This window comes from Rhizobium sp. PK7-22, assembly GCF_056530405.1.
Genome location: NZ_CP096513.1, coordinates 326,848 through 338,870 on the forward strand (window position 1 = coordinate 326,848; position 12,023 = coordinate 338,870).

At 52.9% G+C, this 12,023-nt stretch carries 10 protein-coding genes; 3 read left to right on the forward strand and 7 right to left on the reverse strand.

Going from position 1 to position 12,023, the window contains the following annotated elements; translation table 11 throughout:
• The first annotated feature begins 2 nt into the window (after positions 1 to 2).
• Together M1E10_RS01705 and M1E10_RS01710 are read left to right on the forward strand one after the other, a co-directional pair.
• Positions 3 to 926 (forward strand): NAD-dependent epimerase/dehydratase family protein, encoded by a 924-nt coding sequence (locus tag M1E10_RS01705; RefSeq protein WP_499173287.1) that lies wholly within the window; start codon positions 3 to 5, stop codon positions 924 to 926.
• Position 927: 1 nt separating this feature from the next.
• Positions 928 to 1,722: a glycosyltransferase family 2 protein gene (locus M1E10_RS01710; protein ID WP_499173288.1), complete on the forward strand. Its 795-nt coding sequence runs from the start codon at positions 928 to 930 to the stop codon at positions 1,720 to 1,722.
• Here the strand turns inward: M1E10_RS01710 and M1E10_RS01715 are convergent.
• The 7 genes from M1E10_RS01715 to M1E10_RS01745 form a co-directional block, all read right to left on the reverse strand.
• Entirely contained in the window at positions 1,664 to 3,886 is a 2,223-nt protein-coding gene (locus tag M1E10_RS01715) for a glycosyltransferase (RefSeq protein ID WP_499173289.1), read from the reverse strand. The two genes, M1E10_RS01710 and M1E10_RS01715, sit on opposite strands and share 59 nt — an antisense overlap.
• Before the next feature lie 73 nt (positions 3,887 to 3,959).
• Positions 3,960 to 4,706 (reverse strand): ABC transporter ATP-binding protein, encoded by a 747-nt coding sequence (locus tag M1E10_RS01720; protein ID WP_499173290.1) that lies wholly within the window; start codon positions 4,704 to 4,706, stop codon positions 3,960 to 3,962.
• Positions 4,707 to 4,709: 3 nt separating this feature from the next.
• Positions 4,710 to 5,510, reverse strand: coding sequence for an ABC transporter permease (locus M1E10_RS01725; protein ID WP_499173291.1), 801 nt, complete (start codon positions 5,508 to 5,510; stop codon positions 4,710 to 4,712).
• Positions 5,511 to 5,764: 254 nt separating this feature from the next.
• Positions 5,765 to 6,919 carry a glycosyltransferase family 2 protein gene (locus tag M1E10_RS01730; RefSeq protein ID WP_499173292.1) on the reverse strand — a complete coding sequence of 385 codons (1,155 nt, stop codon included), beginning with the start codon at positions 6,917 to 6,919 and terminating at the stop codon, positions 5,765 to 5,767.
• A 36-nt stretch (positions 6,920 to 6,955) separates the two neighbouring features.
• Positions 6,956 to 7,876: a glycoside hydrolase family protein gene (locus tag M1E10_RS01735; RefSeq protein ID WP_499173293.1), complete on the reverse strand. Its 921-nt coding sequence runs from the start codon at positions 7,874 to 7,876 to the stop codon at positions 6,956 to 6,958.
• An 83-nt stretch (positions 7,877 to 7,959) separates the two neighbouring features.
• Positions 7,960 to 8,778 carry a phytanoyl-CoA dioxygenase family protein gene (locus M1E10_RS01740; RefSeq protein WP_499173294.1) on the reverse strand — a complete coding sequence of 273 codons (819 nt, stop codon included), beginning with the start codon at positions 8,776 to 8,778 and terminating at the stop codon, positions 7,960 to 7,962.
• A gap of 86 nt (positions 8,779 to 8,864) precedes the next feature.
• Positions 8,865 to 10,757 (reverse strand): glycosyltransferase 61 family protein, encoded by a 1,893-nt coding sequence (locus tag M1E10_RS01745; protein ID WP_499173295.1) that lies wholly within the window; start codon positions 10,755 to 10,757, stop codon positions 8,865 to 8,867.
• A 110-nt stretch (positions 10,758 to 10,867) separates the two neighbouring features.
• Here M1E10_RS01745 and M1E10_RS01750 point away from each other — a divergent pair, with 110 nt between their 5' ends.
• Positions 10,868 to 12,022: an FkbM family methyltransferase gene (locus M1E10_RS01750; RefSeq protein WP_499173296.1), complete on the forward strand. Its 1,155-nt coding sequence runs from the start codon at positions 10,868 to 10,870 to the stop codon at positions 12,020 to 12,022.
• Position 12,023: the final 1 nt, after the last annotated feature.

Below are 12,023 nucleotides of genomic sequence, written 5' to 3' on the forward strand. Positions count from 1 at the left end.
TGATGGCTGTTGCTTTAGTAACAGGCGCCAGCGGCTTTTTGGGCAGATATGTGTGTCGTGAGATCCGAGAACGGGGCGATGAGGTGGTCAGCCTCACTCGTGGTTCACATGGCGGAATAGACTCGCGATTTGTCCTTTCGTCAAAGCCGACTGCGGAGGAAATCTGTCGAGTCGCGGATGAGACCGGGGCAAGTTTCATCTATCACCTCGCTGGCACAAGCGACAGCTCGGATATTGAGGCGCTCTATCGGGCCAACGTCGTCTATGCCCAATCGGTCCTCACCGGGGCCACGATGGCGAGGCTTCCATCTAAAGTCGTGCTAATTGGCAGTGCAGCGGAGTATGGCAGGCCAATATCCTCCGACAATACGGTGCGAGAGGGGGACGGGTGTAATCCGGTGTCTGCTTACGGAATCTCAAAGCTTGCACAAACGCTTCACGGATTGGCGGCGAGTGCATCGGGGCTTCAGGTCACGGTAGCGCGGCTGTTCAACCCGATTGGAGCGGGTAGCCCAACGAGTACAGCCCTTGGAAGCTTCGTGCGTCAGCTGAGTGCCATGACCGGGGGAGGTGGAGTGTTGAGGACAGGACCTCTTCACAGCATCCGTGATTTCATCGATGTTTCGGAAGCCGCAAGAATCATTGCAAAGCTTCCGACGATGCGGAACGCTCAGGGTGAAGTTTTTAACGTCTGCGCGGGCGCCGGCCTCTTGCTGCAAGATGTCCTAACACAGTTGATCGAGACCTCTGGCCTCACCGTAGAGCATGAGGTGCAAGGCCATCTTCGCGGGACAAGTGACCTCGACATAGTCATTGGCAGCAACGAAAAACTAAGTAAGCTTGGAATTCGGGTATCGAAGCCTGATCTTAAAGCCGTACTTGGACAAATGTTGTCGAGCGAGCGGGCCCGAACAGGAATGCTGTAGCGTGAATACGGTCCCGCTGTCCGTTATTGTGCCGACCTTTCGTGATGGTAAGGCGCTGGCACGGGCGCTATCGTCCATTGACGCTCAGACTTCGCGTCCCAGTGAAATCATCGTTGTCGATGACGCAGGGAATGATGATACGTGCTCAAAAGTTCTGCCGCAATTCCCGACTCTTCCGATCAAGCTAGTGACACTCGAGAAAAATATAGGCCCGGGCGGTGCACGCAATATTGGCATCGCCGCTAGCCGCGAGCCCTATATAGCCTTTCTCGATGCTGATGACGAATGGCATCCCGAGAAAGTCGAACGCCAGATGGGGTTGATGCTTGGGGCAGACGCGCCAGGCCTTACTGCTCACCTCAAATCGTTCTCGGCTCGAGATTGGCGGCCGGTTTCGTCAGCAGACATCTCGGGATTTAGCCGCAACAGAATATTGATGAAAAATCCCGCCTCGATCTCGACCGTGATCATCAGACGCGATTCCATCCGGTACTTGTTTCCGGAATGGTATGCCGGCGAAGACTACGCTTTCGTTGCGGCCAATCTCCTCTCCGGAACATTTGGCTTGAAGATAAACATCGTGCTTGCGCGAGCAGACAAGCTCGCTTTCGGAGCCAGTGGTCTGAGCGCTAGGATGCTCGACATGCAAATTGGCGAGATGCGTACCCATCGTCTTCTGAAGCACGAAGGGCTAATTGGTTCGCCTCAATATTATCTGTTAAATATTTGGACTGTCGTTAAATTTGCTCGTCGACTTGTGCTTCAGTTTCTCCGCGCGCAGCGCCGGAGTCTCTGACTTCACGGTTCATTTTGATAGCGGCCTCCAGCGCTGCTACGTAGCCTGACCCCATACGATCGACCGATAGCTTTTGTATTGCGCATTCACGAGCTGCAGTTTTCATGGCGGCTAGCCTGGCCCTGTCGGAGACGAGGGAACGAATGGCCTCAATGAAATCTGCCGTGTTGGCTGGTCTGCAGAGAATGCCGGCGCCGGATCCTTCTATGAGAGCTGGGATGCCGCCAACCCGCGATGCGACGACGGCGCAACCTGATGACAAGGCTTCCAATAGAGCGATTGGTCGCCCGTCGACATGCGATGGTAGAACAAAGATGTCGTAGGTTGAGAAGAACTCCGTTGTACTGTCCACCAGCCCCATGAATTGAAGCTTGGAATCCTTCGGCAGCTTCTTAATCTCTGAGTCAACATACTCCCTGAGAGGCCCGCCGCCCGTCATGATGAAGCGGATCGACGGCTCGCTGCTAAAAGCGGCTACCAGCTTCAGAAAAATTTCAGGAGCCTTCTCTTCCGAGAGTCGACCAGAGAACCCTATAACGATCTCTTCGGCTTTGAGATTGAGTTCCCTACTGAGCCTCGGTGAACGATCGGTATCGAACGTCGACACGTCCACACCGCTCTCCACTAAACTGACCCGTTGGTCGTTCCAGCCCTGCTTTTTGAACCAGGAGATCACCTCAGGATTCTCAGCGATAGCGTAAGTCAGATAAGGCTGGAATTTGACGTGCGAGTGGGTATGGCCGACGGTGTTAAACAACAGGTCGACGATCGCCACGTCGGGATATTGCGTTGTCAGTTCAGGTAGCATTTCATAAAAGAGACGACTCCCTGCAAGCAGTGCCACGTCGAAGCGGCGCGTTTTCATCAGATAGTGGACGAAATTTTCGTATTCCCATTCTCCCAGAAACCGCGGAAGATTGTAGACTTCGCTAGTGACTTCCCTGAACCAGCCGCTTGCATCCTCAAGTCCTCTCTGCGGCAGGGTGGACACCACAGTGACGTTCCAGCCTTTAGCAACGAGGTAACCAATAACTGTCGATAAGAGTCGCTCGGCTCCTCCCACAATCATAAAAGGAATCACGACGAGCAGAGAGCGAGTCGGTGAATGCGCCTGCGCCCGACGTCGAGGAGGCACAACCCCAGGCGGGGTGCAGACCAACCTTCGCGGCGCTTGGGCTTTTGACCGGGTCATGGCTTCAGACGTAAGAAGCGCTTGATTTCTCTTTAGTATCGCCTTCCTTTGGAAGGCTATGCTGCGGACATTTGTGGTGGACAGGGAGCCGGTGTCGTGCACAGTGTAGTTGAACAGATGCTCGCCTGTTATGTTCCGCACGCGTGCACCAGCGGCAACGCAGCGCAGCCAGAAGTCCCAATCTTCAGCAACATGGTCCTGACCTTTGCCAGTGTCGAAATAGCCGCCCACTTTTTCCCAAAGGGAACGTCGGAAAACTGCGCAAGTTGTGATGTGGTTTCCCTGCGTCATGTCGTTGAGGTTTGGTGTGCCCAGGACGTCGATTGTGCCTGTGCGACTGCCTGCCAGATGGATGCCTGTTGAGACAATATCGTAAAAATGGGCGTCCAACAGATAGGCGGCTTTTTCAAGATACGTAGCGTCCAATGTATCATCTGGATCAAGGCAACAGATGAACTTTCCCCGCGCCACCGCTATCCCGGCATTGCGGTTTGCGCCGACGAGTGTAGGCTTCTCGTGGAGGATGATGCTCGTTTTCGGTTTTTCCAACGCCCGGACGACTTGCGGGGTCTCCGCGTCGGTAGAGCCACCCTCGACGACGATGATCTCAATCTCTTCTAAAGTCTGGCTGAGAATAGAGTCGATTGCCTTTTCCAGGAACCGCCCATAGTTAAAACATGGAATGATGATGGAGACCAGGGGTGTTGCCGCCATCTCTTCCACTTTAGCCGCGTCGTGCTTGGTCGACGCAGAGTCATTCTCTATAAGTGATAACTCTCTCGGAGCGATCGCAACGTATTCAATCGGTATGTGATTCTCTTGGATCGGAAAGAGCTTGCGAAACAAGACCGCGTAAAGAACATTGGTGCGGCCGGTGAGAACTAAACCAAGTCCGGTCTTGAGAACATGACATGCACGCGCGATACGGGCTCGAGTTACCGACATCGTTCTACTTACAGCTGTTGGCTTCATGTGCGATCCAATACGCTATTCAATGTCTGCACTGCGGCAAGAGCTAATAGCGAGTGCAGACAATGCGCTCGCTCTAAGTGGTCCTAGATGCCAGATATGCCTCAGTGATCTCGTCGACGGGCCCGATCGCCTTGGCAACGCCTTTCTCGAGCCAAAGTGCCGTCTTACAAAACTGGCGCGTTATGGAGATGTCGTGCGAAGCGATGACGAAGACGCTCGCATTACCCAATATTTTCTCGATCCGTGTTCTAGCCTTGGTGATGAATTGAGCGTCACCCGCATTTATCATCTCATCCATGATAACGATATCTGGCTCAATCGAGGTCGAAATCGCGAAGGCAAGTCGGACGAACATGCCAGAAGAATAGGTGCGCACCGGCATGTCGAGGAAGTCGCCAAGCTCGCAAAATTCGGCAATTGACGGGGCAAGTTCTGTCGCTTCTTTAAAGCTCAAGCCCATAAAGGCGCAGCGGAAGATGATATTGTCCCAGCCACTCGCTTCCATATCCATGCCGAGGGTTAGGTCTGTGAAAGAACTTATGAGCCCTTCGATATCTACCGTGCCTCTCATTGGCGGATATACACCGGCGAGCGTGCGCAAAAGGGTCGTCTTTCCAGCGCCGTTATGGCCAAGCAAGGCGATTCGATCCCCATTCTCTAGGTTGAGAGTCAGGTCCTTAATGGCATCAACTACGACCGTATTGTTGTGTGAAACTATATTGCCACCTAACTTTGAGAATACGGCAGTCCTCAATGACCGCGAATGCGAGTTGAAAATTGGGTAGGAGATGGAAACGTTCTTTAGCCGGATGTGCGCCATTTGCTAAATCCAATAAATCGCGCGTTTGTGGTATGCGCCAATAAACGGCAAGCCCACAAGCCAAACCAGGGACGTATAAATCACTGCGACCAGCCAAGTGAGTGCCGATGTTTCTAACCCAAGGATGGGATCGCGTATTAACGCCAGAAATACAGCAAATGGGTTGACTATATTAATCCATTGATAGCTTTGAGGAATAAAGTCGGGTTGCCAAAGGACCGGGGTAACGAAATATCCGATTTGCGTAACGCTCTGCGTCAGGGGAGCCGCATCACGAAATCGCGTTGTGATCAAGGCCAGTACGTAGCAGGTAGGAAGCAAAAACACCACCGTCAGCACAAGCCCTGGAATAAGCATTATCAGCTGCCAAGTTGGCAACACTTGAAAACAAGCGAACACCACCACTATTATAATACAATTATATCCTGTTGTGATTAGGTTCCGGTAGATGAGCATATAGATAGCTACCGAGAAACTCGTCTTCTGATTGAGGAAAAGGCTGCCTATCGAAGTCAGTGCGCCTGTGGATTCCATCAGGGTGCCGGATAAGAAGCCCCAAAAAATCATCGCTACGGTGATGTAGGGCATAACCTCGGCGACCGGCATTCTCCAAAGCAGGGACCAGACCAGCCCGAGTGCGAAGATCGTTACACCTGTGGAAAGCGCGATCCAGAATTGGCCGAACTTGGATCTAGAGTGCCGGCGCCGCAGATCCGCAGTGCCAAGCAAATGCCATATGCGCCAACTTTTTATGCCGTCCGCCAGCTCGGCAGAGCCGGCCGAATAGGGGGTCAAGATACTCATCTGCTGACATCACCGTAAATTCATGGTCGTGCTTGCTTCTAGTGTGCTTATCCATGGTTTGACAAGCGAGACCAGGCGGCGAAACCGTGAGACTACGATTATTGATAGATCGTGTCCCGAGTCGGTTCTTAAGCAGCGCTCGCCCATCTGCGAGCGAGGGTAGTGCTCGGTCACCATCAGATGTCTCTGAGTTCAAGGATCTACGTCTATAGGGAGCTCATACGCAGAAGCACGCCCCCGCCTTGATCGAAAATCTAGCTCCTGTCCACGAGCTTTCGAACCAGCTTTCTGGCACGGACGTCAAAAGTTCGCTCACATCTCTGCATCCAGAAGGCAACTTCCTCCGCCAGTTCTGCTACACGGTTCTCTTTCTGCAGTAGTTGGCCTTGCAGCTCTGCGTGTGCGACAATCCCAAATGCATCAGCTTTTCCCATAGCGTCGAAAAAGCAAGGTAAGGTGAAACCTCTATTGGCGAGAATCCGTGCACTATCTGCGTCGGCTAGGACCCGATACATAAGTTCCAGCCCAAACGCCCGCATATGAGGCGTGCCCTGCTTCATCGCGAGATCAGCTAGGATTGCCCTTATTGGCCACTTGTCGTACCGCAGATCCTTCGCCTCGGGAAAGATGCGACTGAAGAACTCGCGGTCCCCAATGCTTGCATATGGTTCGAACACCTTCGCTAACTCCCAGTGAACCTGGGCCTGTTTGAAGGGGGTCGAGGCGCTGGTATTCTGTTGGCCGTCTCGGATTCGGTATTCCGTGAGGCGGTCCGGCATGACGTGAACCTCATGCTGCAGACAAATTCGAATCCACAGGTCGAGATCCTGTGTTTGCAAAAGACGCGTATCAAGAGGCCCAACATTGCTCAAAACGCTCTTGCGTATCATCGCAGTGGGGGCTGACAAACTGTTGCCGGTAATGAAAAAACGGCGAAGCCAGACTTCGCGCGGGCAATTTTCCACCTCAACCCACTTGTAGCCAAAGTGATCCCCTATTTCTGAGCCGGACTCATCGACGTAGCGCATGTAGCTGAAAGCCACAGCCACAGCGGGATTGGAGGATAAGAACGCAAGCTGCCGTTCCAGCTTCTCTGCGCAAAAGAGGTCGTCGGACGCGAGCGGACAGATAAATTCGCCACGCGCATTGCTGAAATTATTGTTCGCAGCAACGCTTGGACCTTGATTAAAAGGAAGCTGAAAAAGCCGGATCCGCGGATCCGCAAAAGATTGAACAGCGGCGACGGTGTTATCGGAAGACCCATCATCGGTGACCAGGATTTCGAAATCTGCGAAGGTCTGATCGAGAACGCTCTGTATGCAATCTCGGATATACCTTTCGTGATTGTAAGCCGGTATGCATACCGAAATGCGAGGCGGTCTCCCGTCCGCTACCATTGACCTCGACATGTAGAAATACCTATCTTACTCTCTGAGATGCAGACGCTATCCGTGCAGTCTCGCAACGCCCACCCCAGTTAGACCAAACCCGTTGCCGTTGTAAAACATAAACGTACCGTGTCTGTTCTCCACGACGGACGCGAAACACGTCATCTCGGAATCCCAGCCGCTCTCAGAGGGCTCCAGGCCACCTACATCGTCGCGTCGGGTCCAATTCAGCCCGTCAGTTGAGGTGGCATATCCGATACTGTAGCCTTTGGAATGAGATCGTGCCGAATACCACATCTCATAGCCAGCGCCGGTCCTCCGGACATGAGGGCGACCGAAGCCGTACTCGTCTGGCCCCTCTGGCTTCAAGACGCTGGTGCTCCGCCCCGGCCAAGTTAGACCATCCGACGATTCGAGATATGCCATGTGGTAGGTAGGCACCCGCTTCTCAGAAGTCTCAACGAAAGCCGAACCTGCAGCGTACCAGATCTTCCATAGGCCGTCGCAACTGTCCCTAACTACATGGGCGCCGGTTCTTACGACGAATTCCTCGGCGTTCCTATCAAGCACAGGCGTCTCCTGGTGCCGGATGAAGGTCTCGCCGCCGTCGTCACTGAACGCGAGCCCCGTAAACAGTAGGTATCGCGCGCGTGGCGTTAGTTGCCAGCCAGCATAGTACATGCGCAGCCGGGTCCCGTCCGAAACCACCGCCAGAGGTGTGACCCCGTTGTCGTCAAAAGCGCCTGGACGGCCAACATCTAACGCGGGCTTCTCGGAAACCGAGATCACCACACGCGGATCCTTGGCGGACACATCTATCCAGCCCAGCCGGCCGACCTGATGCTCATCACGGAACGCGAGAAAGACACGTATGCATTCTTCGTTGATTTGGTGGGTCGTCGGGAGGTAGGCATGGGAACGCATCCACGGCGACCGTCCATCGCTGTTGAATATCGGTCCGAGCCTCTCCCATTTCATAGGCGTACTCCACGCTAGCAAGGTCGTCTCCTCCAGGCGGCTCTAGCACAAGGTCTGGCCAGCTGCTTTCCTTGAAGGTCACACTACTTCGATGCAGATAGTTTCGCCTCACGCCAAGCCTTGACGCTTGGTGCGGGGGACCAGCGATATCCGAGGTAGGAGCGAACAGAAGCATCTTGTGGCGGTTCTGCAAGCATGGAAGGGATACTGATTTGCTGAGAAAGGATCGGAACGCCTATGACATGATTGATTGCGCGTCGTATTCGATTGGACGTGTTAACTCCCGCCCGGTGGAACGTCATGGCGTCGAAAAAGAGGATGGAGCCTGCAGGCGCACTTGGCACAGTGTGTGCAAGAGAGACGAAACTGTCAGAAGGGAAGAGCTCGAATTTATGGCTCGATGGCAAGAACGCTGTTCCGCCAGTTTCGACATTGAAGTCCTCGAGACACACAAGTGCGCTTACGGCCAGTGGCCTGGAGGAAACCCAATGCTGATAGTTCAGATCGCGATGCCAGCCCGTCTGAGCTTGAATGCGCTCGGGCCTATTAATGACGCCATTTTGCATCAGCAGCAGCACATTCTCTCCTAAAATGCGGCGAGGTATCTCCAGCAATTCCGGAAGTGTGGCAAGTTCAAGAAACTCGGCATCATAGGCAAGAGGGCAGCGTACGATATCGCGATCGTTCAGCTTTTCTAAAGCCGTTTCTCCCGACAACTCGTCGCACTGGGCAGCATAAACCTCCTCAAGCTTACCATTAAGGCTAGCAACTTTGGTAGCCGGCAGAACGGATTCCAAAACTCCGAACCCTCGCACTGCGACTTGCTCACAAACTGCAGCCACCTGCCCACTGGCAGAATTCGCCGCGGTGATGCCATAGGTTTTTAAAGCTTCAGCTTCCACTATCTTGCCCCTGAAATGCACTGACCGATTTAAACTGACTTAGCATCTTCACAAACACCCGCCAAGCCTGGCCGGGCGTTTCTGTTCTAAGCCCCGCGGCGCTTTTGTTGGATCGATTCAAGCGCCAGGTCTAAATCTCTCAAATCTATCTTGAAATCGAAGCTCGTATGAATCCAGGAGGAGTGGGGTTGCGGGAAGCCGTCACCCAGACAGATGAAATAGTCCTGGCCGGAGGCTGCGGCGAGACTGCTGAACGCCTCGCCTGCGTCCGCGCTGGAACCGAATAGTAAGGCCTTGCAGGATCTAGGTGCAAAAACGAGGTTCGTAAAGGCAGCGCCTGCCGGCCCCGCGATCACTTCAGCATCAGAGAATAATTGGATTTGAGCGTCTATACTCATGCTACCCGTGCTTACAGGCGTAAACCCCGCGCTCTTAAGGCGCCGCATAACCGCTTCTTCATTCAAGAATCTTGCGTTGCGGCTCCCTCCAGTTCCGCGCATCAAATAAAGGCGCTTGCCGACTTTCGCCCCTTCGTCACCCTGCTTGATGAGCCGTTTGCGTATCAAGTTGATCGCAACCGGATTGGCGAGAAGGTTGCGCGAGACCACGGCGGGTATGTTTAGGTTGCGGAAGCGGAGGGGCGCGCTGAAGTCGACCGCTCTCCAGCGCGAGGGAGGGAATCCAAAACGTATGAGCACCTGCTGCTGCCAGGATTTGATGCCAAGACTCACAAGAAGCGAGCGGCCCGAAAGGCATCCGTGGTCTTCAAGGAGCAGCAGTCTTGGAAGGTCCTCACAAATAAAATGATAGTAGTTTTCATTGTGCCCGAAATAAATAGCATCTTCGGTATCTATGTCTCGCGGAGATTCGCGGCATATTAGGATATCATTTTTTGTCATAGCTAGAATGGATGGGGTGTAACGATGCCAATGGATGGGTGATATATGAGTTGTATCGGCCAGCAAGTATTTTCCTATGGCGATAGAAGTGCCATAGCTAGGCAAGATCTCAACCTCTTGAACTTTATAGGAGTTGACTTCGTCAAAAACCACGTCTCGTTCATAATAGCTGAGTTCGCCTCCCGCCACCACATGAGAAGCCAATCTTAGGGTAGTGCTGCCTGCTAGCTTGGTTAGTTGTATACCAGAGATTTCCCTCGCGCCGAATTGATCCGCAACCTGAACAACAGACGATCTCAGCCAGCCCTTCCATCGGTCCATTTTCTGATCGAGTATTAGTTTGCCTTTGGCTGGGCTCAAGCCGAACTCCCCGATTGCGGCGGCCATATTCTGTTCATACAAAGCGGGAGCAAGGAGAAGATAGGACCTTAACGCGTTCAGCCCGTGTTCCCATTGACCTATTTTAAGGTGTGCTTCGCTCAGCAACCACCAAGCCGATTTGTTTTCAGCGTTGAAATCGATCGCTTTTTGCAGTTGCTCTATAGCGTCGGCAAAGCCGCGGTGGGTCCATGCCCGCGAGCGCAATCGCAAGCAAGGGGCTAGCCTTTCGTCAAGCAATATCCCCGCGTCAAAGTGGGCTTCCGCTTCTATGGTCCAACTAGCCTCGATAATATACAGATCGGCGAGGCCTGTATGTGCGAGGTCCTGTTTGTACTCCGTGTGCAACGCCATTTGATAGGCTATCGAAGCGACATCGAACATGCCGGATACCTTGAATGCATTGGCGAGAAAAAGGAGAAATGATCCGCGAGGGTTGTGGCGCCAGCGGCCTTCATAGCTCTCGGTGGAGAGCGGGTTTACACCCTGAGAGAGAAATATCTGCTGGTTTCGTCCCGGAAGGACTGCGCTACCTCTGGCTAAACGCTTGCACATCGTCAAACTCATCGGCACTGGCGTACGTCCGTAGCGATGCTTGAGTGTCTCCACTCTACGGAATTTGGTGAACGTGAGCCAGAAGACACCGCACACCGCCAATCCATACCTTATGTAAAAATTCTTCCGCCGCGATCGAACTTGCATTTCATCCCTGCTGTACAATACGATTTTGATGATCTAGTCACGGCTCGCAAGATCGATTGGCGACATGTCAGCTGCTGGAAACAATCCTCTATAGAGACTTAGCGAAGCCCATGCACTCAACGTATAAGAAACGTCTTTCAAGGCTATTCCAGACCAACGACGCGGCGGCATTAAAAAGCCGGATCGCTTTCTTGTTAAGGCGCCTTGAGGAAGCGAAAGAAATATACATTTTTGGTGCTGGTCAGAATGGTCAACTCGTCGCTCGTCTCCTCAGTGAAATGCACTTCAAGATTGCTGGTTTCATAGACGAGACTCCTGTGAAACAGAACACCATTTTCAATGGAATCCCCGTATATCCGCCGCACTTTCTTGATAACCGGCCTGCAGCGCTTCTGATTTCATCCATTTTCTCTCCGCGTGTCGGTTTCGAAGGGATTTCGAAAAAATTGAGCCGACATTCGTCTAATCTAATGTCACTGTTTGAGCTCCTTTGGGTGACGAGTAGCGACGAAAGCAGTTCTTTTTATTTTCTGAACCAACCTACCTTTTTACATCGCCATCTCGATGATGTTATTTGGCTGTGCGAACGACTTGTTGATGAGGAATCTCAGGAGCAGCTTTACGCACATGTTCGCTTCAGACTTGACTTGGACTACGGCAGCCTTCCGTCGGTCCAGCGCATATTCTGGCCGTCTGAGTTGCCGCCGAGTCCGCTTGTCTATCTGGATTGCGGAGCCTACGATGGTGATACCCTTATTCCAGTCATGCGTGAGCACGGTAGCCAAATTCGGCTCGCGCTTCCAATAGAGCCCGATCCTTACAATTTCTCTCTTCTAGAAAATAACATCTCGTCGCTTGATGAAGCAGATCGCCGCAAAGTGGTTCCGATTGCAGCCGCGACAGGCGAAGTCAGTGGGATTCTGCGGTTCGATACTGGAAAAAAACAGGCCTCTTCACTGTCTGAAACCGGAGAGCTGGCAGTGAAAGTGGTCGCACTAGATGACTTGGTTGCCAAATACTGTGGCCCTGACGACCAGTTCATCGTCAAGATAGACGTAGAAGGTGCGGATCTGTCAACACTGAAAGGTGCCCGGCAGCTCATCTGTCAGCGGCGCGCAAATCTCGCGATATCCGTCTACCATAACCCTTCCGACCTATGGGAATTACCTCAGTATGTGGATCGGCTAAGTCAAGACTACAGATTTTCTTTGCGCAGCAATGGTGCAGACGGAGCAGATCTCATGATCTACGCTTTTGTTCCTTGAG

Coding starts and splice junctions, on each gene's coding strand:
- M1E10_RS01705 (WP_499173287.1), top strand. CDS start 3: ATGGCTGTTGCTTTAGTAACAGGCGCCAGCGGCTTTTTGGGCAGATAT.
- M1E10_RS01715 (WP_499173289.1), bottom strand. CDS start 3,886: ATGAAGCCAACAGCTGTAAGTAGAACGATGTCGGTAACTCGAGCCCGT.
- M1E10_RS01720 (WP_499173290.1), bottom strand. CDS start 4,706: ATGGCGCACATCCGGCTAAAGAACGTTTCCATCTCCTACCCAATTTTC.
- M1E10_RS01725 (WP_499173291.1), bottom strand. CDS start 5,510: ATGAGTATCTTGACCCCCTATTCGGCCGGCTCTGCCGAGCTGGCGGAC.
- M1E10_RS01730 (WP_499173292.1), bottom strand. CDS start 6,919: ATGTCGAGGTCAATGGTAGCGGACGGGAGACCGCCTCGCATTTCGGTA.
- M1E10_RS01735 (WP_499173293.1), bottom strand. CDS start 7,876: ATGAAATGGGAGAGGCTCGGACCGATATTCAACAGCGATGGACGGTCG.
- M1E10_RS01745 (WP_499173295.1), bottom strand. CDS start 10,757: ATGCAAGTTCGATCGCGGCGGAAGAATTTTTACATAAGGTATGGATTG.
- M1E10_RS01750 (WP_499173296.1), top strand. CDS start 10,868: ATGCACTCAACGTATAAGAAACGTCTTTCAAGGCTATTCCAGACCAAC.